General features: G+C 56.6%; 29 protein-coding genes. 28 read left to right on the forward strand and 1 reads right to left on the reverse strand.

Annotated elements, in window-relative coordinates; genetic code table 11:
- Position 1 precedes the first annotated feature (1 nt).
- Both murC and GT003_RS02525 read left to right on the forward strand, forming a co-directional pair.
- Positions 2–1,396, forward strand: a complete 1,395-nt coding sequence (gene murC, locus GT003_RS02520) for a UDP-N-acetylmuramate--L-alanine ligase (protein WP_161694035.1) — start codon at positions 2–4, stop codon at positions 1,394–1,396.
- Between the two features lie 114 nt (positions 1,397–1,510).
- Positions 1,511–1,687 (forward strand): hypothetical protein, encoded by a 177-nt coding sequence (locus GT003_RS02525; protein WP_161694037.1) that lies wholly within the window; start codon positions 1,511–1,513, stop codon positions 1,685–1,687.
- Between the two features lie 155 nt (positions 1,688–1,842).
- Here the strand turns inward: GT003_RS02525 and GT003_RS02530 are convergent, their stop codons facing one another.
- Positions 1,843–2,175 carry an ArsR/SmtB family transcription factor gene (locus GT003_RS02530; protein WP_161694039.1) on the reverse strand — a complete coding sequence of 111 codons (333 nt, stop codon included), beginning with the start codon at positions 2,173–2,175 and terminating at the stop codon, positions 1,843–1,845.
- A gap of 140 nt (positions 2,176–2,315) precedes the next feature.
- Here GT003_RS02530 and GT003_RS02535 point away from each other — a divergent pair, with 140 nt between their 5' ends.
- The 26 genes from GT003_RS02535 to ruvA all read left to right on the forward strand — a co-directional run bounded on the left by GT003_RS02535 (position 2,316) and on the right by ruvA (position 25,506).
- Positions 2,316–3,770 (forward strand): SPOR domain-containing protein, encoded by a 1,455-nt coding sequence (locus GT003_RS02535; protein ID WP_161694041.1) that lies wholly within the window; start codon positions 2,316–2,318, stop codon positions 3,768–3,770.
- 62 nt (positions 3,771–3,832) lie between these two features.
- Positions 3,833–4,075 (forward strand): DUF4321 domain-containing protein, encoded by a 243-nt coding sequence (locus GT003_RS02540; RefSeq protein WP_161694043.1) that lies wholly within the window; start codon positions 3,833–3,835, stop codon positions 4,073–4,075.
- Positions 4,076–4,109: 34 nt separating this feature from the next.
- Positions 4,110–4,739, forward strand: coding sequence for a Maf family protein (locus GT003_RS02545; RefSeq protein WP_161694045.1), 630 nt, complete (start codon positions 4,110–4,112; stop codon positions 4,737–4,739).
- A gap of 60 nt (positions 4,740–4,799) precedes the next feature.
- Entirely contained in the window at positions 4,800–5,492 is a 693-nt protein-coding gene (gene radC, locus GT003_RS02550; RefSeq protein WP_161694047.1) for a RadC family protein, read from the forward strand.
- Positions 5,493–5,536: 44 nt separating this feature from the next.
- Positions 5,537–6,571 carry a rod shape-determining protein gene (locus GT003_RS02555; protein ID WP_161694049.1) on the forward strand — a complete coding sequence of 345 codons (1,035 nt, stop codon included), beginning with the start codon at positions 5,537–5,539 and terminating at the stop codon, positions 6,569–6,571.
- A 114-nt stretch (positions 6,572–6,685) separates the two neighbouring features.
- The gene (gene mreC, locus GT003_RS02560) at positions 6,686–7,549 is read left to right on the forward strand and encodes a rod shape-determining protein MreC (RefSeq protein ID WP_161694051.1); all 864 of its coding nucleotides are present in this window, start codon (positions 6,686–6,688) and stop codon (positions 7,547–7,549) included.
- Entirely contained in the window at positions 7,546–8,070 is a 525-nt protein-coding gene (gene mreD / locus GT003_RS02565) for a rod shape-determining protein MreD (RefSeq protein ID WP_161694053.1), read from the forward strand. The genes mreC and mreD overlap by 4 nt, the downstream gene beginning before the upstream one ends.
- Before the next feature lie 66 nt (positions 8,071–8,136).
- The gene (minC, locus tag GT003_RS02570; RefSeq protein ID WP_338045860.1) at positions 8,137–8,796 is read left to right on the forward strand and encodes a septum site-determining protein MinC; all 660 of its coding nucleotides are present in this window, start codon (positions 8,137–8,139) and stop codon (positions 8,794–8,796) included.
- A gap of 17 nt (positions 8,797–8,813) precedes the next feature.
- Positions 8,814–9,605 carry a septum site-determining protein MinD gene (gene minD / locus GT003_RS02575; RefSeq protein WP_161694057.1) on the forward strand — a complete coding sequence of 264 codons (792 nt, stop codon included), beginning with the start codon at positions 8,814–8,816 and terminating at the stop codon, positions 9,603–9,605.
- Positions 9,606–9,612: 7 nt separating this feature from the next.
- Positions 9,613–10,761, forward strand: a complete 1,149-nt coding sequence (locus GT003_RS02580; RefSeq protein ID WP_161694059.1) for an FtsW/RodA/SpoVE family cell cycle protein — start codon at positions 9,613–9,615, stop codon at positions 10,759–10,761.
- Positions 10,762–10,894: 133 nt separating this feature from the next.
- Positions 10,895–11,887 carry a M23 family metallopeptidase gene (locus tag GT003_RS02585; RefSeq protein WP_161694061.1) on the forward strand — a complete coding sequence of 331 codons (993 nt, stop codon included), beginning with the start codon at positions 10,895–10,897 and terminating at the stop codon, positions 11,885–11,887.
- Positions 11,880–12,767 (forward strand): M50 family metallopeptidase, encoded by an 888-nt coding sequence (locus tag GT003_RS02590; protein WP_161694063.1) that lies wholly within the window; start codon positions 11,880–11,882, stop codon positions 12,765–12,767. The genes GT003_RS02585 and GT003_RS02590 overlap by 8 nt, the downstream gene beginning before the upstream one ends.
- A 43-nt stretch (positions 12,768–12,810) precedes the next feature.
- Entirely contained in the window at positions 12,811–14,046 is a 1,236-nt protein-coding gene (locus GT003_RS02595; protein WP_161694065.1) for an Rne/Rng family ribonuclease, read from the forward strand.
- Between the two features lie 202 nt (positions 14,047–14,248).
- Positions 14,249–14,560 (forward strand): 50S ribosomal protein L21, encoded by a 312-nt coding sequence (rplU, locus tag GT003_RS02600; protein ID WP_161694067.1) that lies wholly within the window; start codon positions 14,249–14,251, stop codon positions 14,558–14,560.
- An 11-nt stretch (positions 14,561–14,571) separates the two neighbouring features.
- Positions 14,572–14,913 (forward strand): ribosomal-processing cysteine protease Prp, encoded by a 342-nt coding sequence (locus tag GT003_RS02605; protein ID WP_161694069.1) that lies wholly within the window; start codon positions 14,572–14,574, stop codon positions 14,911–14,913.
- A 14-nt stretch (positions 14,914–14,927) separates the two neighbouring features.
- Entirely contained in the window at positions 14,928–15,233 is a 306-nt protein-coding gene (gene rpmA, locus GT003_RS02610) for a 50S ribosomal protein L27 (RefSeq protein WP_090641680.1), read from the forward strand.
- 132 nt (positions 15,234–15,365) lie between these two features.
- Positions 15,366–16,094, forward strand: a complete 729-nt coding sequence (locus tag GT003_RS02615; RefSeq protein WP_161694071.1) for a Spo0B domain-containing protein — start codon at positions 15,366–15,368, stop codon at positions 16,092–16,094.
- 17 nt (positions 16,095–16,111) lie between these two features.
- Positions 16,112–17,461, forward strand: coding sequence for a GTPase ObgE (obgE, locus tag GT003_RS02620; RefSeq protein WP_161694073.1), 1,350 nt, complete (start codon positions 16,112–16,114; stop codon positions 17,459–17,461).
- Positions 17,462–17,633: 172 nt separating this feature from the next.
- Positions 17,634–18,071 (forward strand): ACT domain-containing protein, encoded by a 438-nt coding sequence (locus tag GT003_RS02625; protein WP_161694075.1) that lies wholly within the window; start codon positions 17,634–17,636, stop codon positions 18,069–18,071.
- Positions 18,072–18,096: 25 nt separating this feature from the next.
- Positions 18,097–19,383 carry a homoserine dehydrogenase gene (locus tag GT003_RS02630; protein WP_161694077.1) on the forward strand — a complete coding sequence of 429 codons (1,287 nt, stop codon included), beginning with the start codon at positions 18,097–18,099 and terminating at the stop codon, positions 19,381–19,383.
- A gap of 139 nt (positions 19,384–19,522) precedes the next feature.
- Entirely contained in the window at positions 19,523–20,500 is a 978-nt protein-coding gene (thrB, locus tag GT003_RS02635) for a homoserine kinase (protein WP_161694080.1), read from the forward strand.
- Entirely contained in the window at positions 20,497–21,372 is an 876-nt protein-coding gene (gene pheA / locus GT003_RS02640; protein WP_161694082.1) for a prephenate dehydratase, read from the forward strand. Before thrB ends, pheA begins: the two co-directional genes overlap by 4 nt.
- Before the next feature lie 208 nt (positions 21,373–21,580).
- Positions 21,581–23,266: a LysM peptidoglycan-binding domain-containing protein gene (locus GT003_RS32810; RefSeq protein ID WP_161694084.1), complete on the forward strand. Its 1,686-nt coding sequence runs from the start codon at positions 21,581–21,583 to the stop codon at positions 23,264–23,266.
- A 129-nt stretch (positions 23,267–23,395) separates the two neighbouring features.
- The gene (locus GT003_RS02650) at positions 23,396–24,073 is read left to right on the forward strand and encodes a BofC C-terminal domain-containing protein (RefSeq protein ID WP_161694086.1); all 678 of its coding nucleotides are present in this window, start codon (positions 23,396–23,398) and stop codon (positions 24,071–24,073) included.
- Between the two features lie 300 nt (positions 24,074–24,373).
- A complete protein-coding gene (gene ruvC / locus GT003_RS02655; RefSeq protein WP_161694088.1) occupies positions 24,374–24,877 on the forward strand; it encodes a crossover junction endodeoxyribonuclease RuvC in 504 nt (167 codons plus the stop codon).
- On the forward strand, positions 24,874–25,506 hold the full coding sequence (gene ruvA / locus GT003_RS02660) for a Holliday junction branch migration protein RuvA (RefSeq protein WP_161694090.1): 633 nt from the start codon (positions 24,874–24,876) through the stop codon (positions 25,504–25,506). Before ruvC ends, ruvA begins: the two co-directional genes overlap by 4 nt.
- Positions 25,507–25,521 lie beyond the last annotated feature (15 nt).

The raw sequence follows: 25,521 nt of genomic DNA on the forward strand, positions 1-25,521 counted from the left end.
TTTGAATACAGCAGAACACGTTCATTTCATCGGAATCGGCGGTTACGGCATGAGCGCAATCGCGCGTGTCATGCTGGAGATGGGCTATAAAGTAACCGGCTCCGACGTAGCCCGGCAGGAACTGACGGAGAAGCTTGCAGCCAAGGGAGCTCGCATTTTTATCGGCCATGAACCGGAACATATCACCGGAGCGGATCTCGTCGTCTATTCGACGGCACTGTCCAGGGACAACGTAGAACGCAGAGCGGCGGAGGAATTGAATATTCCGATCCTGCACCGCGCCCAAATGCTGGCTAGGCTTATGAATAACGGCAAAGGCGTAGCCGTTGCGGGCGCGCATGGCAAAACGACGACCTCGTCGATGATCGCGCTCGTCATGGAAAATTGCAAGACGGATCCGACGTTCATCATCGGCGGCGAAATCGTCAATGTCGGCACGAATGCGAAAGCCGGCAAAGGCGAATACGTAGTTGCGGAGGCAGACGAGAGCGACGGCTCCTTCCTGCAGTACCATCCGACGATCGCGATCGTTACGAACATCGAACCGGATCATTTGGAGAACTACGACGGTGATTTCAATAAATTGAAAGCGGCCTATGTTCAGTTTCTGAGTCAAGTCAAGCAGGGCGGCAGCGCAATTATATGCGCGGACGACGAGAACATTCAGGAGATGCTCCCTGAACTGGTGTCCGGACCGCTCGGCAGTAACGGCGTGCTGACCTACGGCATCGACCAGGATGCCGTATATAAGGCCAGCGGCATCACGCTTGGAGACCGGAAGGTTTCCTTCGATATGTCGAAGCAAGGACAATTGCTGGGACGGATCGAACTGTCCGTCCCTGGCCGGCACAATGTATACAACGCGATGGCGACGGTCATTACCTGCCTGGAAGCGGGAATTCCTTTCGCATCCATCGCCGAAGCGATCGTCGATTTCCGCGGAGCGAAACGTCGTTTCCAAGTGCTTGGCGAAGTGAATGACATTCTTGTCATCGATGACTACGCGCATCATCCGACGGAGATCCAAGCGACGATCAGCGCGGCGAAGTCGACGGGCAAACGCATCATCGCCGTCTTCCAGCCGCAGCGCTACACGCGGACGTTCTTCCTGCTCGAGCAGTTCAGCCGCGCTTTCCTCGAGGCGGATGAGGTATTGATTACGGATATCTATTCGCCGGCAGGCGAACAGCAGATCGAGGGCGTCAATTCCAAAAAGCTGGTCGAGATGATCATCAAGAACAGCAATGCCAACACGTCCTACCATCCTTCGAAGGAAGAGGCGCTGGCGGTGCTGACCGAACGGGTGAAGCCGGGCGACCTCGTCATCACGATGGGGGCCGGCGACATTTGGAAGGTAGCCGATGCGCTTGCGAAGTCGCTTCGCGCCAAAGCTTGAGTAACAGGCAAAGGCCGCTCCCGGTTTTCCGGGCAGCGGCCTTTAACTTATAGCACCTGATAGACAGGATGGTGCGGACCGCATGGGAAACAAGCAAAAGCCGGAAGATCCAACTTGGATTTTTCGGCTTTCTCTGCGTTAATCGTGCGCGTTATCCTTGCCGCAGCCGGATCCTTTGCCGCCAGCTCCATAACCGCCGCCTTTACTGCTGTCTTTTTGTTGCGGGCTGCCCTGGTTTTGCGTACCGCCCTGACCCTGATCGCCGCCTTATATTATCCTTGCGCCGGATAACGCGCCGGGCCCATAGAACGCAAACAAGCCAGCCCCGCAGGGATGGCTTGCCGGTCGTGAATCCGATACCGCGGACGGCGGGAACGTGCATCGGCTGCTTGCGTGCGTTCCTTGTTCCGAGTGTTAAATGAGCGTGAGCCGGCTATTCGGCCCTCCTAGTCGCCGTTCGGCTCTGCGGACTTCCTCTGCAGTTCTTGCAAATAATCCTCCAATTGGTCGAAGCGATTCTCCCAAAGGCGGCGGAACGAATCCAGCCAGACGTCCAACTCTTGGAGAGGACGAGTCTCCAGCTTATAGATCCTCCGATTGGCGGCGGGCTGTACGCCGACGAGCCCGGCATCGTGCAGGACGCGCAGATGCTTGGAAACCTGAGGCTGCTGGAGGTGCAGTCGATCGGCAATATCGCCCACAGGCAGGGGCCCATGGCGCAGCAGTTCGACGATGTGCAGTCGATGTGGCTCGGCAAGAGCGGTTAAAGTTGCATTCATCCTTTCAATATACCCCCTTTAGAATATTCCTGCAAACGAATATTATATAAGGCTTAAGGCTTAATAGCCGCAGGCGGGTCATAATTCTCTCAACCCTCTCATAGACTTGTACTAGAGTACGTGGACAAGGAGAGAGTGCGATGAGTGCGAAGGGACGCATTACGTATCGATTCGATAAACAGAGCGGGGCTCGCGAGGAGCTGCCGCGGCAGGAGAGGCAGCGCGCATCGGACACGAACGCCGTGCCTTACTTTCAAGAGGAACTGTCATTTACGGCCGATATCGGCTCCTGGAATAGTCCTTTTCAGAATGATGCCCATGCCTTGGAGCAGTTAATCCGCGAATCCGACGGCCAACTGCCTAAGACGGGATCGAAGCCGCGCCCTGGCGGATCCAGATCATCGCTGGAGCCGGCGGATTATTCGGCGTACGCTTCCTCGAAGACACAGCCGACCGCGCCGACGGAGGCAGACTTGCCGCCGATGGGCGATACAGGACCCGCTATTCTGCTTGGCGACGAAGAGACGGATCAAGAACGCAGCCTGCATGCTTATTCCAAACGCGTCTCCCCGCCGCAGGTCATCGATATGTATCCGCTGATCGATGTCGTGGTCGATCGATATGACAACAATGAGGGACGCCGCGGATCGAATAAGGCGTTCGTATCTCCGGTATCCGGCACGGGCAAACGTCCGGCGCAGGGGCCTTCGTGGTTTAAAGTGTTCGCGTCGGTCGCCGGCGCGATCGCAACGGGCGCCCTGTTCGGTTACTTCGTGCTGACCCTGTTTACGGGGGGAGGCCCTTCAGGTTCGGCGAACAATCCGGATGCGGCGCTGCCGGCTGTAAGCAGCGGTACAGCAGCGGGAAATCCGTCTGCGGCCGGAACGGCGAACGGAGGAAAAGGAGCAGCCGCGGCAGGGGATAAAAACGCGGATAAAAACGCGGCGAGTACCGTAAATGCCGGCACTGCCAAGACGGTGAAGGTCGACGTGCCTGCCGCATCCTATTATATGCTTCAATATGGCGTATTCAGCAGCAAGGACGGGCTGGACGCCGCTGCGGCCGAGCTTCACGGCAAAGGGCTTGCCGCTGCCTCGCTGACGTCGCAGGAGGACTTCCGAATCTACGTGGGCATGTCCACGGACCGGGATGCGGCTGATCTTCTCGGCCAGACGTTGACCGGGATGGACGTTTACGTGAAGCAGATCGAGCTTCCGGCGCTTTCGGCTATGCCTTACAAAGGCGCGGCCTCCGACGTTCAAGCCTTCTTCGAGAACACGTCGGGGCTGCTCGCCAAGCTGGACAGCATGACGCTTGACCGATTAATCGGGCAATCGGACGCAGACGCCGTAACGCAATGGCAGGCGCTGCACGAGAAGTGGACGGCATCCGCTTCCCGGTTGGAAGCAGGGCTGACGAGCAAGACGGATCAGGATACGCTGCGGAAGCTGGAACAAGCCATGAATACGGCAGCGGTTGCGGCGGGCGAATATGTCAAGAAGCCGTCGGATGCCTACTTATGGTCCATGCAGACCGCGCTCATGAACGCCGTCTTCATCCAGAAAGGCTGGTTTGAATCGATCGAATCATTGTAAAGCGTTTCCGCTGCGCGTATAATGTAGAGTACGTGTCAAAAAATGGCGAGGGACGTTGGAAGATGAAGAAAAATTTCTGGGTACTGCTGCTGTTCATGCTGATCGGCCTGCTGGCCGGCGCGCTTATCGCTCGTTCGCTGTCGACGGTCCCAGGACTTTCGTTTCTAACGAATTCGACCACGATCGTGTGGTCGCCCACCGCGGATTTGCTCGTGCTCAGCTATGCAATCACGCTGCGGATTCATTTAAGTTTGCTCAGCATCGCCGGTCTCGCGCTTGCGATTTGGCTGTACCGCAAACTATAGGTAACCGTCAGAAGCGATAAGGAGCTTTGCCTCAATGGTTCAATCCCGCAGTAATCCAACCGAACATTTGCGCCAGCTCGTGCTGGCTTCATCTTCTCCCCGCCGGCGGGAATTGGTCGCTTCACTCGACCTTTCCTTGCCGGTTCTCATTTTGCCCAGCGATACGGATGAAGGGACGCCGCCTGATTGGCAACCGTCCCGAATCGTCGAACAGCTCGGACTTCGCAAGGCAAGAGCGACAGCCGGGCTTCTCGCTCCCGAGGATAGGGACGGATCGCTCGTCATCGGCGCGGACACCATTGTCGTGCTGGACGGCGAAGTGCTGGGCAAGCCTCTCGACCGGGAGGACGCCATCCGTACGTTAAGCCGATTGCAAGGCCGGCGGCACCAGGTATTTACCGGCGTCGCCTGCTTGGATCCGCATACGGGCCGCGAGATAACGGCGCACCGCAAGACGGAGGTCGTCATGAAGCCGCTCGATCCCGAGGTCATCGCGCGTTATGCCGATACCGGCGAGCCGCTGGACAAGGCCGGAAGCTACGGCATCCAGGGACGGGGCGCAGTCCTCGTAGACCGAATCGACGGCTGCTACTTCAACGTCGTCGGCCTGCCGCTCTCGCTGCTTGCGGACATGCTGTCCGAATTCAATATCGCCGTTATTTAAGAGACCGGCCATTAGCCGTTCTCGCGGCTCCATCACCATAGCTGAAAGCAGGGAACGTTCATGGAAGCAGAGAAAGCCTTCTTGCTGAAAAACGTCCCTAACGAAGACCGACCTAGAGAGCGCCTGATGACCGTTGGGGCCGATGCACTTAGTCATGCGGAATTGCTTGCGATATTGCTGCGTACGGGAACGAAGAGCGAATCCGCCGTTCTTCTAGCTTCCCGTATACTTCATCAATGCGGCAGCCTGCGCGGTCTCGTGGATATGAGCATCGCGGAGCTCACCGAGATACGCGGAATCGGACCTGCGAAAGCCGTGCAGCTGCGCGCCGGGATTGAGCTCGGGCGCCGTCTGGCACGCAGCCAGCAGGGCGAGCTGCCGACGATTAGAAGGCCCGCGGATGCCGCCGGATTGATGATGGAGGAGCTCCGATATTTGAAGCAGGAGCACTTCATCTGTTTGTTTCTGAATACGAAGAACCAAGTCATAGCGACCGAAACGTTATCCGTAGGTACGTTGAACGCGACGCTTGTCCATCCTCGCGAGGTGTTTCGCGCGGCCATCAAGCTCAGCAGTTCTTCGTTGATTTGCATGCATAATCACCCCAGCGGCGATCCAACGCCGAGCCCCGAGGACATTGCGCTTACCAAGCGTTTGACGGAAGCGGGCGAGCTTGTCGGCATCGACGTGCTGGATCATTTGGTAATAGGTGACAATCGCTTTATAAGTTTGAAGGAGCAAGGCCACATGTAATATAATAAGAGGGATTGTCTTACGAAAGAAAGGAAGATACAACTATGTTTGGTGGTTTTTCGAAGGATTTAGGAATCGATTTGGGTACGGCTAACACGCTGGTTTATGTCAAAGGAAAAGGAATTGTCGTAAGAGAGCCTTCCGTGGTTGCTCTTCGTACCGATACAAAGAAAATCGAGGCTGTCGGCGAGCATGCGAAGAAGATGATCGGTCGTACGCCTGGCAACATCCGCGCGATCCGTCCAATGAAAGACGGCGTTATCGCGGATTTCGATACGACTTCAACAATGATCAAGTATTTCATTCGCCAAGCGCAGAAAAGCCGTTCTTTGTTCCCGCGCCATCCGAACGTCATGGTTTGCGTGCCTTCCGGCATCACGGCCGTAGAACAGCGCGCCGTTAAAGACGCAACCGTTCAAGCTGGCGCCCGGGAAGCATTCACGATCGAAGAGCCGTTCGCGGCGGCGATCGGCGCGGATCTGCCGGTTTGGGAGCCGACCGGAAGCATGGTCGTGGATATCGGCGGCGGCACGACGGAAGTGGCGGTTATTTCGCTGGGCGGCATCGTGACGAGCCGTTCCATCCGCATTGCCGGCGACGAAATGGACGAAGCGATCATTCAGTACATCAAGCGGATGTACAATCTGATGATCGGGGAACGGACATCGGAACAATTGAAGATGGAAATCGGCGCGGCGCTTGCCCCGGAACAGCAGGAAACGATCGAGATCCGCGGCCGCGACCTCGTGTCCGGACTGCCGAAGACGCTTCCGATTTCATCCGACGAAATTTGCGAGGCGCTTGCGGATACGGTCAATGCGATCGTGGACGCCGTCAAAATCACGCTGGAGAAATGTCCGCCTGAGTTGTCCGCGGATATCATGGACCGCGGTATCGTTCTTACGGGCGGCGGCGCGCTGCTCAAAAACCTGGACAAGCTGCTGGCTCGCGAGACGGGCATGCCGGTCATCGTTGCCGAAAATCCGCTTGACTGCGTAGCGATCGGAACGGGCAGGGCGCTTGACCACATCGATTTGTTCAAAACACGCGGAGGCCCAGTTTCCCGTTCCAAGAAGTAATCCGGCACGTGGACTTAGGGGAAAACGGATGAGCGACGCTGATCGGTTGAACGAGCATGAGGGTCGTTCGGCTTTCAGCATGGAATGGGCGGGTGAAGCGAAGTGTTTAATTGGATGCGCAACAGACGGATGTTTGTGCTCATGATCGTGTTTATTCTCTTCGTCGCCGTAATGGGCTTCTCCATCGGCGACCGGAAGAAGCTGACGTGGCCGGAGAATTTCGCGCTCGATACGTCGGGCTTCTTCCAACAATGGCTGTACAGGCCTGCTGGTTATGTATCGAACCTGATTCACGATCTCTCCCATATGCGCGAGGTTTACAAGGAGAACGAGCAGCTGCGCATCGCCGCCGCCGCGTACGCGCGGGACAGCATCAAATACAACGGCATGGAAGACAAATTAAAAAAGCTTCAGGACGATCTCCATTTCACCGAGCGCCAGAGACAGCTGGACAATTACAAATATCTCATCGCGCAGGTCATAGCCGTCAGCACCGACCCGTACGACGAGACGATCCGCATCAATCTGGGTTCCAAGGACGGCATCAAGCCGAACATGGCCGTCGTGACGAACAAAGGCTTGGTCGGCTTGATCACTCGGGTCGATCCGTTCTTCTCGTCCGTCATGCCGATCACGAAGCTGAACGTCAATTCGGCGGATACGAAGCTGATCGCGGCGACCGTGCTCGGCAAGGAAGAAGAATCGTTCGGCATCGTGGATAACTACGATACGGAAACAGGCAAGCTGTCCATGTCCAAAATATCCGAGCACGATCCGCTTAAGAAGGGCGATACGGTCATTTCCTCAGGCAAAGGCAACGTCTTCCCTCGCGGAATGGTCATCGGCACGGTCGACAGCAGCCAAGTGGGAGACTTCGGCCTTACGTATACGGCGACGATTACGCCGGCTGCGGATTTCGATCATTTGAGGGAAGTATTCGTCGTTCAAACGCCGGATACGGGAGACACGGCGCCATGAGCATGCAGCGCATTATCATCGTCATGCTGCTCTTCTTCCTCTCCGAGGGGACGATCTTCTATTGGCTGATTCCCGGCGATCTCGTCGGGCGCATTATTCCTCATTTTACGCTGGCTTTCGTATTATTCGCCGCGCTATACCGGGGACGCCATGCCTCGCTGCTGCTCGGCCTTTCCTTCGGATTGCTGCAGGACCTGGCCTTCTATGGCCGGATTATCGGCGTTCATTCCTTCTCGATGGGGCTCGTCGGTTATATGACGGGCCTTCTTCTGGAGCGCAAACGCAGCACGCTGTTGATGGCGCTGTCCATGATCGGCTTATCCACTCTCGTTTACGATACGGTCGTCTATTTCATTTACAAGGTATTCCGGCTTACGGACCTCACTTATGAATATTCGCTGTACCAGCACATCATTCCGAGCTTGTTTCTTCAGTTATTATTCGCATTGGCGCTGTACATACCGGCAAGACGTTGGTTCGAGGGCAGCCTCAAGCCCAAAACCGAAGAAGAAGAAGTTTAGGACAGCTCCCATGCAGGAATAAGCGCGCGGATGAAAGAATCGTATAGAGAGAGGGGTGGGACGAGCGTGACCGAGAAGCAGCATATTACGATAAAAGGCGTCAAAGAAGGCTTGATCTTTCTCCTTGACGACAATTGCGAGTTTTCCATCTTGCTGGACGAACTGCAGTACAAATTGGAAAAGTCGCATCAACAGCTGCTGACAGGTCCTATCGTTCATGTCCAAGTAAAGCTGGGCTCCCGTCATGTGACCGAGGAAGATAAAGAACGGATTAGGGCGACGATTCGCCAGCAGGGCAATTTGCTTGTGCAATCGGTCGAGAGCGAAGCAATCGCCCCTGAGAAGCCCGAGGACGGCAATAATATTAAAGTGCTCACAGGTATCGTGCGCTCCGGCCAAACGATGGAGCATGACGGAAACCTGCTGCTGATGGGGGACGTAAACCCTGGCGGCACGGTGCTCTGCACGGGCGACATTTATGTGCTCGGCGCTCTCCGCGGACTGGCGCATGCCGGCTGCGAAGGCCGCAAGGAAGCCGTCATCGCAGCATCGCTGCTGCGACCGACGCAGCTGCGCATCGACGATGTCATCAGCCGTCCGCCGGACGAGTGGATGACGGGCGATGCGCTGATGGAGTTTGCGTTTCTGAGCGAAGGTGTAATGAAGATCGATAAGTTGACGCAGCTGCAGCGGATACGCAGGCTGCCGATCGTGTTTAGAGCTTGAGCGGGGAGTGTGAAGTCATGGGAGAAGCGATTGTGGTTACATCGGGGAAAGGCGGCGTCGGCAAAACGACGACATCGGCCAATATCGGGACTGCGCTTGCTTTGCTTGGCAAAAAGGTATGCATGGTGGATACCGATATCGGCCTGCGCAATCTGGACGTGGTCATGGGTCTGGAGAATCGGATCATTTATGATTTGATCGATGTCGCGGAAGGGCGCTGCAGGCTGAACCAGGCACTGGTGAAGGATAAGCGGTTCGAAGAGCTGTACATGCTGCCGGCTGCCCAAACGAAGGATAAGAACGCGGTTACGCCCGAGCAGGTGAAAGATATGATTCTCGAGCTGAAGAAAGAGTTCGAATACGTCATCATCGACTGCCCCGCCGGTATCGAACAGGGATTCCGCAATGCGATTGCCGGGGCGGACCGCGCCATTGTCGTGACGACGCCCGAGAACGCGGCCGTTCGCGACGCGGACCGTGTAATCGGCTTGCTTGAGCAGTCGCAGGTCCCAGCGCGTCTCGTCATCAACCGCATTCGAGTGAATATGGTGAAATCCGGGGAAATGCTGGATATCGACGAAATCTGCCAGGTGCTTGCGATCGACCTGCTCGGCATCGTACCCGACGACGAGAAGGTCATCCGCTCCGCGAATGCCGGGGAACCGACGGTCATGGACCCTTCCTCGCGCGCGGCGATCGCTTACCGCAATATTTCCAGGCGGATGCTGGGCGATATGGTTCCCCTCATGCAATTGGAAGAGAAGGCCGGCGTCATGAAGCGTTTCCGCAAGTTTCTTGGAATAGGATGATTGTGAAGTGCTGAATAAACTGAAAAAAATCGATGTGGGCATGATCGTCATTCTGCTGGCCTTTGGGGTCGTGAGCACGATGCTCGTGCATAGCGCCACGTACGGCAATCCGGAGTACGCCGGCTATGACACGAAGACGATCATTTTCTACGGTCTTGGGTTTTTCGTCGCGATTGTCGCAGCCTTGCTCGATTACCGAATCTATTTGAAGGCGTGGTACGTTCTGTACGGCATCGGCTTGATTCTGCTCGTCGTCGTCTATTTGACGGCACCGGAAATCAACGGCGCGAAGAGCTGGTTTCCGCTTCCGGGCGGCCTCCAGTTCCAGCCCGCCGAGATGGTCAAGCTGATTCTGATCATTACCGTCGCCTACTTAATGGGCCGCCGCCAGGGCGAGCCGCTTCGCGTGCGGCAGGATTTGTTCGTGGTGGCGTTCTTCTCGTTCGTGCCGTTCGCGCTCGTCATGATTCAGCCGGATCTCGGGAATGCCATTATCTATCTCGTCATCGTGCTGGGCATGCTGTGGATCGGCAACGTCCGTTATACGCACGTCCTGCTTGGTCTTGGCGTCGTCATAGGCGGGATCATGCTGTTCATGTTCTTGTTTAATACCTATAACACGGAGATCCACGATTATGCGGCGAAGAACCACAAACTCCATTGGTACGAGCGGATCAACGGCTTTTTCAATCCGGAGACCGCTTCCGAGAAGGAAGTGTACCAGGCGAACAAGGCCAAGATCGCGATCGGCTCAGGCGGGCTGATGGGCGATGGGTACATGAAGGGCGAGTCCAAAAACCGCAAATTCATTCCGTATCCATACTCGGACGCGATCTTCGTCGTCATCGGCGAGGAGTTCGGCTTCCAAGGCGCCGCGGTCGTGCTCATGCTCTACTTCCTGTTGATTTATAGGATGATCATTATCGCCTTCCAGTGTTATGACTTGCGAGGATCATTCATCGTGATCGGGATCGTATCGATGTACGTCTTCCAAGTCTTCCAAAACATCGGCATGATGATCGGCCTGATGCCGATTACGGGCATCACGCTGCCGTTCATCAGCTACGGCGGCACGTCGCTGCTGCTGAACATGCTTTGCATCGGCCTCGTATTCAGCGTGAAAGTCCATCAGGAGAAATACGAACTAGCTACCTAACCGTCCGGCGCTGCCGGGCGGTTTTCTTTCATTCCGGCATTCAAGCGTTTCGGTGTTCCAGGCGAACTCATAACCCGTCCAAGCGTCTCATATACTGGAGTGAACAAGCTGTATAAAGGTGGAGGGATTGGCGATGGATACCCGAAACGGCATCCGCGAACGCAGACAAGAGCGCATTCGCCGGATTATGGAGAGTAACGCCGCACAAGCACAGGCGGGGCGGCATTCCGTAGAGCCTCAGCTGCTGGAGCCGCAGACGAAGAGGCTTCAGGCACAACCGATTTTGCCGCAGCCCGCGCAGGCGGACAGCCGTGTGGAGAACATGCAGGAACATTCGGTACATCCGGTACGGCTGCGCGAGGAAGATCCGGAACGGCTGTGGAAGGCGAACCCCAATCCATGGCAAACGGCCGGTTGGAACATTGCGCCGCTGCCAAGCAAGGATATCCGGGCGAGCAAGGCGGGAGGGCCTCCGCCCGATCCATCGGAGACCGGCGGCCGCTTCATCGTGCGCGGGCTGTTCATTCAGTCCGTCATTGCAGCAGCGCTGTTCGTTATCGTGTACCTGATGTTCCAGACGCAAATGCCCGCCGCGAAGAAAGGCCAAGAAGCGGTAACAGCCGCTCTAACGGAGAATATGGACTTTAACGCTTCGGCGTCTCTTTATAAGAAATGGTTTGCGGGTGCCCCTTCGTTCATCCCGTTCTTCGGCAGCAAGGACGAGGAGTCCCGGCTTGCCGAAGGCGCCGTCGAGATGCCGATCGTTTCGCCGCTCCCGAATGGCGCGGTCGTGCGCTCGTTCGCGGAAACGCTGAGCGGCGTCGAAATCGCCGGCAAGCCGGAACAGTCGGTGCTCGCCGCGGAAACCGGACGCGTCATACTCGTTTCCAATAACGGCGATACCGAGGGCGCGACCGTCATGGTGCAGCATGCTGGGGGGCGCGTAACCGTATATGGCCGGCTTGGCAGCGTCATCGTATCCGCCAATGATTGGGTCGAGGCGGGCAAGACGCTCGGCAAGCTGTCGGAGACGAAGGCGGAGGATGGCAGCCAAAGCCTGTTATTCTTCGCGGTAAAGGAGCAAGGCCGATACGTCAATCCGGCGGACGTCGTTCCGATTGATTAAACTTGGCGGCATCCGGTGGTCCGTTCACCCGCTCTTCGTGCTCATTATGCTCGCTTCTGTTCTTACGGGCTATTTCGTCGAACTGCTGACGTTGTTTGCGATCGTGCTCGTTCACGAGCTTGGCCACGTTATCGCTGCTCGAGGCTTTGGCTGGACGGTTCGCGAGGTAAAGCTGCTGCCCTTCGGCGGGGTGGCGGAGGTCGAGGACGGGAGCGGGCTGCCGGCTAGGGAAGAAGCGCTTGTCGCGATTGCCGGACCGCTGCAGAACGCGTGGATGGCGGGCGCCGCCTGGCTGCTGGGGCAGCTGGGACTGTGGCAGCACGATTGGGCGGCGTACGTCTGCCAAGCGAACCTCATGATCGGCTTGTTCAATTTGCTGCCGATTTTGCCGCTGGACGGCGGGAAGCTGATGCAAGCGGGACTTAGCCGCACGCTGACGTTTCACGGAACGCTTGTTTGGGGTACTAGGATTAGCCTGCTCTTTAGCGCTTTAATGATTGTATGCGCCGTCGTGCCTGCCGTGCTAAGCGGGAACGCGGTGCATCTTCACCTCAACCTGATCGCCGTCGGCTTGTTTCTGCTGCTTACGAATTGGACGGCTTATCGCAATATTCCGTTTCTATTTCTGCGCTTTCTAACGAACAGGGCGCTTTCGTCGACCCGTGCCGTCTCGCGGGGAACATTGGCGTTTCCTATTATTGTGCCGAAGGGGTATACCGTGCTCGCTGCGCTGCGGCTGTTTAAGCGGGACAGCTATCATCTGATCGTCGTCATGGAGGAGAAAGGGGATATACTGGCCGTGCTGCCGGAACAGCGGCTTGTCAGCGGGTTTCTCTCGGACGGAAAAGCAGACCGTGCAGTCTTGGAGCTTTTCATGTAAAATAGGTATCCGTGGAGACCGACTGAGGCAGGAGGTCATGGGAATGAAAAAAATGCTGGTTCACGGTCAAAAAGACATGCTGCAAATCGCGATTATCGATGAATCGTCATTGTATGAATACTACATGGAAAAAACCGAACATGCGGGTCAACTGGTCGGAAGTATTTATAAGGGCCGCGTCGTGAACGTGCTGCCGGGCATGCAGGCGGCTTTCGTCGATATCGGACTTCCGAAGAACGCGTTCTTATATATCGACGACGTGCTTCATCCGCATCTGGAACGGCAGCCGAAGGAAAAACCGCAGATCGGCCAATTGCTTCAGCCTGGACAGGAACTTCTCGTGCAGGTAATGAAGGAACCGCTTGGAGGCAAAGGCGCCCGAGTTACCACGCATTTTTCGCTGCCTGGCCGCTATTTGGTTTATATGCCGATCGCAGACTACATAGGCGTTTCCAAGAAAGTCTCGACCGAAGCGGAACGATCGCGCATGCGCGCCGTCGGCGAGCGGATTCGCCTGCCAGGCGAAGGCGTTATCCTGCGCACGGCTGCCGAGGGGGAGAGTCTGGAGTCCCTTCAGCAGGACGTGCAGTTTCTCAGGGAGCATTGGCATGAAATCCGGCAGCGGGGAGAGACGGCTTCTGCGCCGACGCTCGTTCACCGGGATGCGGATCTCGTGCACCGGCTCGTGCGCGACCTGCTGACGACCGAGATCGACGAGATCTGGATCGACGACGGTTCCGTCTACAGGAAGACGAGGGCGACGATGAAGCGGCTGGCACCTGCCATGCTGCCGCGCCTTCGGTTGTTCGAGCCGCAGATCGGCGGCGCTTCGCTCTTTCAGCTGAATCATATTCACGAACAGCTTCAGGAAGCGTCGCAGCGGCGTTATCGGCTCAAGTGCGGCGGTGATCTCGTATGGGACCAAACCGAGGCGCTGACGGTGGTCGACGTCAATACGGGACGTTTTGTCGGCACATCCGATCTCGAGGATACGGTATTCCGCACGAATGTGGAGGCGGCCGAGCAGATTGCGAGGCTGCTGCGGCTGCGGGATGTCGGCGGCATCATCATCGTTGATTTCATCGACATGGAAGAAGAGCAGCACCGCGAACAGGTGATGCACCTGCTGGAGCGCCGCGTCCGCTCCGACCGGACGAAATGTCAGGTCGTCGGCTGGACAAGGCTTGGACTGCTGGAGATGACGCGCAAGAAAGTCCGCGAGCAGAAGATATTGCCCGTGAAGGATTCGGTCGGCCATCGGGACGAAGCGCGATCGTAGCGAACGGTGCCAGGGTAAACCGGCATTGGCCCAAAATATGCATTGCTATCGAATATAATGTATGCTAAGATATTATGGTGTCTGCGATTGAGAAGTTGGAATTGCAGGACAAATACCGCTCCGAACAGGTACATAAGCCCGCGTCAGTCCTCTTTCTCGGCACCTGCATCAGGCGAGTCTTCGAAATAAGGAGGTGCAACACATGTTTGCGATCATTGAAACGGGTGGAAAGCAATACAAAGTGCAAGAAGGCGACGTTCTTTACATCGAGAAACTGGATGCTGCTGAAGGCGAGAGCGTAACGTTCGACCGCGTATTGGCTGTTTCCAAAGGCGAAGAATTCGTTACAGGTACACCGGTCGTTTCCGGCGCTACCGTAACGGCGACTGTCGAGAAACACGGCAGAGGTCAAAAAATCATCGTTTTTAAATATAAAGCGAAGAAAAACTACCGCCGGAAGCAAGGTCATCGTCAACCGTACTCCAAAGTTACGATTGGCAAGATTCAAGCTTAAGAGGTTATCCTATGATTACGGTCAACATTGAGCGGCGGTCTGCCGCCGAATCGCGGATCGTATCGTTTGCGATAGAGGGACATGCTGGTTTCGCCAAGCCCGGCAAGGACATTGTCTGCGCAGGGGTGTCGGCCGTATCGGTCGGCACGGTGAATGCAATCGAAGCGCTCGCGGGGTGCGAACTCCCGGCTTCGATGAAGAGCGGCTGGCTGCGATCCGAAATCCCGGTTGGAGAGACTGCAGATTCCGATGCGAAGATGCAGCTCCTGCTGGAAAGTATGATCGTGATGCTGGACTCTATCGCAGCCTCGTACGGGAAGTTTGTTGTCATTCGTCAACTATTTCGTGAATAAAGGAGGGAACATCCATGTTGAAACTGAATCTCCAACTCTTCGCTTCGAAGAAAGGTGTAGGTTCCACAAAGAACGGACGCGACAGCCAATCCAAACGTCTCGGCGCTAAACGTGCCGATGGCCAAACGGTAACGGCTGGCAGCATCCTCGTTCGTCAACGCGGAACGAAAGTTCATCCGGGCAACAACGTTGGTATCGGTAAAGACGATACGCTCTTCGCGAAAGTAGAAGGCGTCGTGAAATACGAACGTTGGGGACGCGACCGTAAGAAAGTCAGCGTTTACCCGGTTGCAGCTGCTGCTGTCGCTGCAGCGGAATAAGCAACACGCCCCGGTCTGCATGCAGACCGGGGTTTTCTTTTTTTTATTCGGCGCTTCGGCCCCGGATGAACTTTCCTCTTACTCGTGCTATACTGGTTAAGACTAGGAAAGAATAGGAAAGTAGGCTCGATCATGAACCGCATCCGAATGTTTGCGGCCGTTTCCGTCATTTTGCCGGCGGCGGCAGCGCTTAGTTGGCCGACGCAGCGGTGGCTGCTGGCCGTATTCTTGGCATGGACCGCAGCGGCGGCGGTATTGTGGAACCGCTCTCTCGCGCGCGAGCAAGCCCGTAGGCTGGAAGTGCTGGAACGGAGCTTGCAGCAAACGGCAATTGCAACGTTGAATCATCATCGGCACGATTGGATGAATGATCTGCAAATTATCTTTGGCTACATTCGCATGGGGAAGACGGATAAGACGATTCAGTGCGTGGAACAGATAAAGGAACGGATGACGAGCGAAAGCAAGATCGCGAAGCTCGGCGTTCCGTCACTGGTCATGTTTCTGCAGTCTTTCCGGACCCGGACCAATTCCATGATCATCGACATGGACATCGAGGGCGAAGTGAATTTGGCCGAGCTGCTTCCGGAGAAGGAACGCGCGGCGAATGCGATCATAGAGCTTATTCAAGCGTACCGTTCCGCTGCGGCATCGGGCAGCGGCGACGCGTCCCGGCTGCTGATGGATTTATCCATGGACGGGAAGAAGCTGCAGCTGTCGTTTCATTTCGACGGCATACTTCAATCGAGCAGCGACTGGAAATCGAATTGCGAGCGTGCGCTTCAAGGCTCTCCGCTGCAGGTGGCGGATGCGGATTACGGCAAAGGGATGCTGATGCTGGAAGCGCAGCTTGGGACATAAACGGAGGACGTAAAGAGATGTTTGTCGATAAGGCGAAAATATTCGTAAAAGGCGGCGACGGCGGGAATGGAATCGTGTCGTACCGCCGGGAGAAATACGTGCCGAACGGCGGGCCGGCCGGCGGCGACGGCGGTAAAGGCGGCGACGTCATATTCCGCGTGGACAACGGGCTGCGGACCCTGATGGATTTCCGCTACCAGAAGCATTTCAAAGGCGAGCGGGGCGAGCGCGGCAAAGTTAAGACGATGCACGGATCGAACGCGGAGAACACGGTTATCCGTATTCCGCCCGGTACGGTCATCCTCGATGATGATTCCGGCGAGATCATTGCCGATATGACGAAGCACGGCTCGGAGATCATCGTGGCCAAGGGCGGACGCGGCGGACGCGGCAATTGCCGGTTCGCGACGGCAAGCAATCCTGCGCCGGATTTTGCCGAGAACGGCGAGGAAGGCGTAGAACGCTGGATCATCCTGGAACTGAAAGTGATGGCGGACGTAGGCCTCGTCGGCTTTCCGAGCGTTGGCAAGTCGACGCTGCTGTCGATCGTATCGGCGGCGCAGCCGAAGATCGGCGCCTACCACTTTACGACGATTTCGCCGAATCTCGGCGTCGTCGACGTAGGAGACGGCCGCAGCTTCGTCATGGCGGATCTGCCCGGGCTTATCGAAGGCGCGCATGAGGGCGTCGGACTAGGTCACGACTTCCTGCGCCACGTGGAACGCACGCGCATTATTTTGCACGTGCTCGACATGTCGGGCTCGGAGGGACGCGATCCGTACGAGGATTGGGTGACGATCAACCAGGAGCTCGAATTGTACAACCCGCTTCTTGCGGAACGACCGCAGATCATCGTGGCGAACAAAATGGACATGCCCGATTCCGCAGCGAACCTGGAGATATTCCTGGAACAGCTGCAAGCGGACGCCGATGGTGACGCTGACGAGGACGAATCGCCGAAGCATCAAGTGGTGGCGATGTCATCGCTAACGAAGCAGGGCGTTCAAGAGCTGCTGTACAAGGCGATGGATCTGCTCGAAACCGTGCCGGAAACGCGCCAGATCGAAGAAGTGCGCGACGTCGCGGAGCGCAAGGTCTATACGCTGGACAAGGACGAGGATCGTTCCTTCACGGTCGGCAAGGAGAACGAAGGGTTCTACGTCGAGAGCGCGTATATCGAGAAGTTCATGAAACGCGTGAATCTGAACAATTCCTACGACGCGATCATGCGTTTCGCGCGTACGCTGCGGATGATGGGCGTCGACGCGGAATTGCGCAAGATCGGCGCGAAAGATGGCGATATCGTTCGAATCGCGGACTTTACGTTCGAATTCTTCGAGGGAAGCGACTTCTATTACAACGAATAGCATCACGAACAGCTGCCGGAGCTGTGTTTGCGGGTCGACTGCAAGCATGGCTTCGACAGTTTTTTTATGGAGAAACCGGCTTGTTTCGTGGAAATGACTATTGCCGCATGGTCGAATATTCGATATAATGTCCTCTATAGAAGAACAGATGTCTTTGTTGGGAGGACGGCCCGTGGAGGAACGCTATTATGTCGTACGCGAGGATATGCTGCCGGAAGCGATCGTGAAGACCATTCAGGTCAAGGAAATGCTCCGCCGCGGCGAAGCGGCGACCGTTCACGAAGCGGCCGAGCGAGTCGGTTTGAGCCGAAGCGCGTTCTATAAGTACAAAGACGGCGTATACACGCAGAATCAGCTCAAGCGGGAAACGATCGCCACCGTTTCCATGGATCTGGACCATCGCTCCGGCGTGCTGTCCAAGGTGCTCGGCCTCGTGGCCGGCTACGAAGGAAACGTGCTGACGATTCATCAAACGATACCGCTGCAGGGACTTGCCAATGTTGTGATTTCCGTGGATACCTCTCTAATGAGCGGAACGATGTCCGAGTTCATGGATGCGCTCCGCAGGCAGGACGGCGTTCGCAAGGCGTCCATCATCGGGCAAGGCTAGATTATATATTTGGAGGTAGGACGGAATGAAACCGATTAAAGTAGGATTGCTTGGCCTGGGAACCGTAGGAACGGGTGTCGTGCGCATCGTGGAAGGACATCAGAGCGACCTGCAGAGCCAAGTAGGTTCGCCGATCGTCATCGAGCGAGTGCTTGTACAGAACAAGAACAAAGCGCGCTCCATCGGCATTTCTCCGGATAAATTGACGGAAGACGCATGGGACATCATTCATGATCCGGAGATCGACGTGATCGTTGAAGTGATGGGCGGCATCGAGACGACGAAAGGCTACATTCTCGAAGCGCTCTCCCGCGGCAAGCATGTCGTAACGGCCAACAAAGATTTGATGGCGCTGCACGGACCCGAGATACTTGCGGCGGCTCATGAGAACGGCTGCGATGTCTTGTATGAAGCAAGCGTAGCCGGGGGCATTCCGATCATCCGGACGCTGGTCGAGGGCTTCTCCTCCGATCGCATTACTAAGATCATGGGCATCGTGAACGGAACGACGAACTATATCTTAACCAAGATGAGCAAGGAAGGCGCGGCATACGGCGATGTTCTGAAAGAGGCGCAGGAGCTTGGTTATGCCGAAGCCGATCCGACTTCCGACGTGGAAGGCCTCGATGCCGCTCGTAAAATGACGATTCTCGCCACGCTCGGCTTCCGTGCGAATGTCGCGCTTGAAGACGTAGACGTAAAGGGCATTTCGGCAATCAGCCGCGAAGATATTTTGTATGCCAAGCGGCTTGGCTACGAAGTGAAGCTGCTTGGCATCGCAGAGCGTCAGGACGACTTTATCAGCGTCTCGGTACAGCCGACGATGGTAAAGGCGTCGCATCCGATCGCATCCGTCAACGGGGTGTATAATGCCGTTTATGTCTATGGCGAAGCCGTCGGCGAAACGATGTTCTACGGCGCGGGTGCGGGCGAAATGCCGACGGCTACGTCCATCGTTGCCGACCTTGTCGCGGTCGTGAAGAACCTGAAGCTTGGCGTGAACGGGAAGCAGGCGAAACTTGCGTACAAAGAAAAGAAGCTCAAGACCGACGAGCAGATTGCTTCGAAATATTTCATGCTGCTGCACGTACAGGATCGCGCCGGTGTCCTTGCCCGGATTACGCAAGCATTCGCGGAGCATGAGGTCAGCCTGGAATCCGTGCTGCAGCAGCCGAATCCGAGCAATCCGGAAGCGGAAATCATCATTATTACGCATGATGCGAACAAAGCAGCAGCATCCCGCGTCTTGAAGTCGCTTGCGAGCATGGAAGTGGTGAAGGCCATCAAGAGCGTTTACCGGGTTGAAGGCTAACAGCCGACCGGACATCGGCAAGGCGTATTCGAGATCGCATAGCTTGTGAAGTACATTACGTTAACGGATGAAGAAACCATGACAAGCAGCTGCGGTTATGAGTTCATTACGCCATCCGTCATCTGGAGGGTGCGGGAGTATGATAAACGGCCAGGTATTGGTTAGAGTTCCGGCCAGCACGGCGAATCTCGGTCCGGGCTTCGACACGCTTGGCATGGCGCTGTCGCTATATGCATGGATCGAGATGGAAGCGACCAAGGACGGAGAAACGGTCATCGAGCTGTACGGTGACGGGTTAAACGGCATTCCGACGAACAAGACGAACTTGATTTACAAAGTCGCGCAGATGGTGTTCGAGGAAGCCGGCGTCAACATCCCGGAGCTTCGTATCGCCATGTACAGCGACATACCACTGACGCGCGGCCTGGGAAGCAGCGCTTCTGCCATCGTCGGCGCGCTCGTGGCGGCGAATGCGCTGGCGGGCAGTCCGCTTAGCGAGGACAAGCTGTTCCAGATGGCTTCCGAGCTGGAAGGCCATCCCGATAACGTCGGGGCCTCGTTGTTCGGGGGAATCGTCGTCTCCGCATGGGACGGGACCCGCGCGGAGAAGGTTCGTATCGCCCCTCACGAAAATTTGGAAGTGCTGGTGGCGATTCCGTCCTTCCAGTTGTCCACGGAGAAGGCGCGACATGCGCTGCCCGACAAGCTCGATATGAAGGACGCCGTCTTCAACGTAGCGAGCAGTTCGCTGCTCGTCGCGGCTTTCGCCAGCGGGAATCTGGAATTGATCTCATTCGCCATGCGCGATAAGCTGCATCAGCCCTATCGTGCACCGCTCGTGCCGGGCATGTCGGAGATACTGGAGCAGGCGACGAGCCGCGGGGCGCTTGGCGTGGCGCTGAGCGGCGCCGGACCGACCCTGCTGACGCTCGTCGACCGCCGCAGCGCTAGGAAAGCGGAGCTGGAAGCCTTCCTGCTGAATACGCTGAAGCAGCACGGTATCGAGGCTCAAACGATGTGGCTTGCGCCCGCTTTGGACGGTCCCGAGCTCACCACCTTCGAAGCAGGCAAGACAGTACCGTTCATGGAACGAATCAAAGGAGAAGTCAAGGCATGATTAGCGTAGCGTGTTTGACGAAAGGTTCGACGTCCGACGAAGCGGCCAGGCATATGCTGAACGGCTTCGGCGTCGATATTCGATACGAGTATCATCGGATGATCGCAGACGTATTTCTGTCCACGGCGGAAGGGAAAACGAATTATGCCGTCATTCCGATCGAGAACACGATCGACGGTTCCGTCAGCCTGCATACCGATTGGCTCGTCGACGAGGTGAATTTGCCGATTCAAGCGGAATGGATCTACCCTTCCATTCAAAACTTGATCGGTGCATCTGCCGAGCTGAACGGGGAGAACGGCGAGCTGGCTTACGACCGCATCGTAAAAGTCATGAGTCATCCCGTCGCCATGGCGCAGTGCACGCAATATTTGAAACGTCATCTCCCTCATGCCGAACTGGAGCATGTCGGAAGCACTTCCGAGGCGGTCCGCAACGTACGCGACAACCCGGGACGCGGTTGGGCGGCGATCGGCCAAGTGTCCGCCGCGGCGGACAATGATCTCGATCTGCTAGAGACGGCCGTTACCGACCATGACAACAATTACACCCGTTTCCTGCTCGCGGGGCCGGAGCCCTTCACGCTGCGGGAATCGGAGAAGCACAAGACAAGCATTCTGATTACGCTGCCGGAAGATTATCCGGGTGCGCTGCATCAGGTGCTCTCCGCATTCTCCTGGCGCCGGATCAACCTGTCCCGTATCGAATCGCGGCCGACGAAGAAGAAATTAGGCAATTATTACTTCTTGATCGATATCGAGATGTCAATGGACTCCGTGCTGCTCCCGTCAGCCATTGCCGAAATCGAAGCTATTGGATGCCAGGTTCGCGTGCTGGGCAGCTATCCAAGCTTCACCTACGCGCCGCGTTAACCTGAACGACGCGAGCGAATGACCCTCAAAAAGCGCTTGCTGCACGAAGATTGAAGCTCTCCTAAGGCGTTTAGGCCTATGGGTGCTTCAATTTTTTTTTGTACGGGAGGGTGACACCCGCCCACCTCCTGCATAGGATGTAGGGATTGATAACGGGCGTTTGCCGCGTCTGCCTAAGGCGTAAAACGTGACAGGAGGTTTTTGGCGGGTGAAAATTCATATTGTGAAAAAGGGCGATACGCTGTACATGATAGCGCAGAAGTATAACGTATCGCTGGAAGAAATTTTAAAGCTCAACCCATCCATCTCGAATCCGGACGAAATCGACATCGGCATGAAAATCAAAGTTCCCGCAGGACATGGCGGCGACATGGAGATCATGCACCAGCATGTCGTGCAGCAGGGGGATACGCTTTGGAAACTGTCTAAGGCATGGGGCGTTCCGCTCGGCGATATGATCAAAGCCAATCCGCAGCTCAAAAACCCGAACGTGCTGCTGACCGGCGAAGTGGTGAACATTCCGAAACCAGGCATGCCGAGCACGATGCCGGAGATGCATGATACGGAATCGGGTCATCACAAATCGGGAACGGGCCATCATCCGCTTCATCCGGCTTCGGTCATGCATGGCGTTCAAGGGTTGATGGGTAAAATTCCGACCGTTAAAATACCTACGGGCAAGAAACCTACAGGTCCGAAAGCGGACACGACACCTATGCCTATGCCAGAACCGGTGCCGACTCCGATGCCGGTACCGACGGAAGTGCCGATTGCGGAGAAGAAATATCCCGTTCACAAGCCTTACGAGCAAAGCGTGGATTTGTTCAAGCAATACGGTATTCCTGCTACAGAGGTCATGTCGCTTCATGACATGCAGGCGGCTCCGGTATCGTCAGCGCCGATTCACAGCGGCTACGGATACAGCCAGCCGACAAGCGTCGCTCCGGCATCCACAGGCGGTTATGGCTACCATCAGCCGACGATGGTATCGCCGGCAATGACGGGCGGCTATGGCTACGAGCAGCCATCGATGGTATCGCCAGCGATGACGGGCGGCTATGGCTATGGTCAACCGACGATGGTATCGCCGGCAATGACGGGCGGTTATGGCTACGGTCAGCCGACAATGGTATCGCCGGCGATGACGGGCGGTTACGGTTACGAACAGCCGACGATGGTATCGCCGGCAATGACGGGCGGCTACGGTTACGAGCAGCCGACGATGGTATCCCCGGCGATGACGGGCGGCTATGGTTACGAACAGCCAACGATGGTATCGCCGGCAATGACGGGCGGCTATGGTTATGAACAGCCTACGGCCGTAAGCCCTGCTGCAGCATCGCCCGAAGGCGGCGCAGGCCTTCCATGGGGAGCACCGAATTACGGCTGGGGTTCGCCGATGGTAAGCCCGGCTAGCGACGAGAATAGCGGGCCTGGCTTTGTATCGCCGGAAAACATGGGACCGATGGGCGGCTACGGCTACGGCGGCTATAATCCGTCGATGGTATCGCCGGAAAACACGGGACCGATGGGCGGCTACGGCTACGGCGGTTACAATCCGTCGATGGTATCGCCGGAAAACACGGGACCGATGGGCGGCTACGGCTACGGCGGCTATAATCCGTCGATGGTATCGCCAGCAAATATGGGACCGCAGTATACCTACGGATATGCAGGCAACGGCCAAGTCTCGCCAGTAAACACGACGGGTAAAAAGCCTTGCAATTGCGGCTGCCATGAGAAACGCGAGGAAGAGGATTTCGAAGTGGAGTCGGAACCGGTAAAGGTGAGCAAGTCCGCCGCTGGCCGGAAGCCGGCCAAGAAGGCCGTCATTCGCCAAGCGCGTACCCTGAAACCGAAGCGCCGTGACAGTCTGCCTTGGATTAACCGTTAATAACAAGCAGCAGACCCCGCATGCATCGAACAGCGATGCGTGCGGGGCTTTATTATGCGCCGCGTTCGCATGCATAATTCCCCAGTCGAAGTGACAGACTAACAAAAAAAGAAAATGGGGGAAACCCATATGATGATATTCAGCCTTTGGCGAAAAGTGAAACAGAAACTGAAACGCGGTAAACGGCCGATCTGGCAGCTGGCATGCGGCATGCTTTTATCGACGGCGTGCCTGTTCTTGTCGCCGGCCGCGGAAGGTAGTGCAGGCGCCGAACCGCAAGACGTTCCGCAAGCTGAATCTCCAGTCGTGCGGCAGCAGCCGGAAGGCGGCGGCAGCAGCGTCATCGATGCGCTGTCCGATATGCAGGAGAAGGTAACGGTTAAGCTCCGGCGCGTATACATTTGCGGCGTGGAATCGGAGACGATCGGCGTTTTGAGCTCCGCGGATGCTCTGCGCATGATGAAACAGCACCACGAATGGACGGCGATAGTGGACGAGCAGGGTGCGGTCGTCATGGAGCAGCGGATCGACGATTTGTCGGAATCGTGCAAACGCAGCGCTTATTTCGGCCTGGACAAGCTTGGACGACTGTCTCTCTTTGACGGCGAGCCTAAGAAAGAGAAAGTCATGCGGACGTTCTTCCAGCTGGACGTGAACTATATGGAGAGCAGCCTGCCCAAGGAACGGGTAGAAGAGCTGGAGAACGGCATTCGCATCTCGGATAAGGACGCGTTCAACAGCGTGCTTTCGACGTACAGCGACTATGCGGTCGCGCGCACGCAGAAGGTTATGAAACGAACGTACTAAAGCGTTCGGAGATTGATAAAGGTCAGGTTTGGACGAAGGACGGCTGCAACGGGCAGCCGTCCTTTTGCTTGTTCGTCCGGATGGTGCCGGCTGGGACAAAACGCGTGTTCTCATTCGTTCCATCATTTGATATAATGGGAGGAAGCCGTTTTTTGGTTCGTGTCCGTACGCCTCTAGGCGGATCGTCTTCCGTAACGCGTGGATGACCGGTGCAGGACGCGCTGACGCCAAGGACGGAGCTGGGTGTTTCGGCTGTAAGGCAAGCTAATAATCGCGGTTGGCGTGGGGAGAGAAGAAGCTTTGCGAGTATTAGGCATAGATCCGGGTATCGCCATCGTAGGCTTCGGATTCATCGACAAAATCGGGAGCAAGCTCGTTCCCGTGCAATACGGATGTATCACGACGGAAGCGCGTACGCCGCAGGAAGAGCGTTTGAAGCAGGTCTACGAGTCTGCCTGCGCGCTGATGGACCGTTATAAACCAGACACGCTTGGCATCGAGAAGCTGTTTTTTAACCGCAACGTCACGACGGCGTTTTCGGTCGGCCAGGCCAGGGGCGTCGTGATCTTGGCGGCTGCCCAGCGGGGGATTCCCGTCATGGAGTATACGCCGCTTCAAGTGAAGCAAGCGGTCGTCGGCTACGGTAAAGCGGAGAAGCGGCAGGTGCAGGAGATGGTGAAGATGCTGCTGAAGCTGAGCGCCATTCCCAAGCCGGACGACGTCGCGGATGCGCTTGCGGTGGCGATTTGCCATGCGCACTCAACCGTGCTGGCGAACAAAATCAATGGGGTGAACCGTTCATGATCGATTATGTTAGGGGCCGGGTCGTCCATCTCGATACGGAATTCGTGGTCGTGGACGTCCATGATATCGGCTATCAAATTTTCACTCCGAATCCGTACGCGTTCGCCAAAAACGACGACATCATTACGATTTATACGCATCATCACGTTCGGGAAGACGCCGCGCTGCTCTTCGGATTCGCAAACCGCGACGAGCAGGCGATGTTCCGCAAGCTGCTGGACGTCTCGGGTATCGGACCGCGCGTAGCGCTTGGCATCCTGGCCGGCGGCAAGCCGGAGACGATCGCCGCCGCGATCCAGCAGGAGAATTTGACGTTTCTGACGAAGCTGCCGGGCATCGGGAAGAAAACGGCGCAGCGCATGGTGCTTGACTTGAAGGATAAGCTGGATGCGATTCCGGGCGGATTCAGTTTCGCTGCGGCGGGCATCATGCTGGAGGATCCGGGATCGGGAGCCGCGGAAGCGGAAGGCGGCCAAATCTGGCGCGAGGCGCGCGAGGCGCTGATGACGCTGGGCTATACGGCGGCCGAGCTCGACCGCGCATGGCAGTCGATGAAGGGGACGGACATTCCGAACGAGTCGGTAGACGCGCTCATGAAGCGGGCGCTTCAGCAGTTGTTCAAAGGTTAGTGGAGAGGGGCAAGC

It is taken from the genome of Paenibacillus sacheonensis (assembly GCF_009909195.1).
GTDB classification, from domain to species: domain Bacteria; phylum Bacillota; class Bacilli; order Paenibacillales; family Paenibacillaceae; genus Paenibacillus_Z; species Paenibacillus_Z sacheonensis.

Bases quoted from the DNA above. Each gene is read 5' to 3' on its own strand.
- mreC (WP_161694051.1), top strand. From the start codon at position 6,686: ATGCGCAACAGACGGATGTTTGTGCTCATGATCGTGTTTATTCTCTTC.
- GT003_RS02530 (WP_161694039.1), bottom strand. From the start codon at position 2,175: ATGAATGCAACTTTAACCGCTCTTGCCGAGCCACATCGACTGCACATC.
- GT003_RS02540 (WP_161694043.1), top strand. From the start codon at position 3,833: ATGAAGAAAAATTTCTGGGTACTGCTGCTGTTCATGCTGATCGGCCTG.
- GT003_RS02535 (WP_161694041.1), top strand. From the start codon at position 2,316: ATGAGTGCGAAGGGACGCATTACGTATCGATTCGATAAACAGAGCGGG.
- GT003_RS02545 (WP_161694045.1), top strand. From the start codon at position 4,110: ATGGTTCAATCCCGCAGTAATCCAACCGAACATTTGCGCCAGCTCGTG.
- GT003_RS02585 (WP_161694061.1), top strand. From the start codon at position 10,895: ATGGATACCCGAAACGGCATCCGCGAACGCAGACAAGAGCGCATTCGC.
- GT003_RS02615 (WP_161694071.1), top strand. From the start codon at position 15,366: ATGAACCGCATCCGAATGTTTGCGGCCGTTTCCGTCATTTTGCCGGCG.
- rpmA (WP_090641680.1), top strand. From the start codon at position 14,928: ATGTTGAAACTGAATCTCCAACTCTTCGCTTCGAAGAAAGGTGTAGGT.
- ruvA (WP_161694090.1), top strand. From the start codon at position 24,874: ATGATCGATTATGTTAGGGGCCGGGTCGTCCATCTCGATACGGAATTC.
- GT003_RS02595 (WP_161694065.1), top strand. From the start codon at position 12,811: ATGAAAAAAATGCTGGTTCACGGTCAAAAAGACATGCTGCAAATCGCG.
- GT003_RS02650 (WP_161694086.1), top strand. From the start codon at position 23,396: ATGATGATATTCAGCCTTTGGCGAAAAGTGAAACAGAAACTGAAACGC.
- GT003_RS02555 (WP_161694049.1), top strand. From the start codon at position 5,537: ATGTTTGGTGGTTTTTCGAAGGATTTAGGAATCGATTTGGGTACGGCT.
- obgE (WP_161694073.1), top strand. From the start codon at position 16,112: ATGTTTGTCGATAAGGCGAAAATATTCGTAAAAGGCGGCGACGGCGGG.
- pheA (WP_161694082.1), top strand. From the start codon at position 20,497: ATGATTAGCGTAGCGTGTTTGACGAAAGGTTCGACGTCCGACGAAGCG.
- rplU (WP_161694067.1), top strand. From the start codon at position 14,249: ATGTTTGCGATCATTGAAACGGGTGGAAAGCAATACAAAGTGCAAGAA.
- GT003_RS02605 (WP_161694069.1), top strand. From the start codon at position 14,572: ATGATTACGGTCAACATTGAGCGGCGGTCTGCCGCCGAATCGCGGATC.
- minD (WP_161694057.1), top strand. From the start codon at position 8,814: ATGGGAGAAGCGATTGTGGTTACATCGGGGAAAGGCGGCGTCGGCAAA.
- GT003_RS02630 (WP_161694077.1), top strand. From the start codon at position 18,097: ATGAAACCGATTAAAGTAGGATTGCTTGGCCTGGGAACCGTAGGAACG.
- radC (WP_161694047.1), top strand. From the start codon at position 4,800: ATGGAAGCAGAGAAAGCCTTCTTGCTGAAAAACGTCCCTAACGAAGAC.
- thrB (WP_161694080.1), top strand. From the start codon at position 19,523: ATGATAAACGGCCAGGTATTGGTTAGAGTTCCGGCCAGCACGGCGAAT.
- mreD (WP_161694053.1), top strand. From the start codon at position 7,546: ATGAGCATGCAGCGCATTATCATCGTCATGCTGCTCTTCTTCCTCTCC.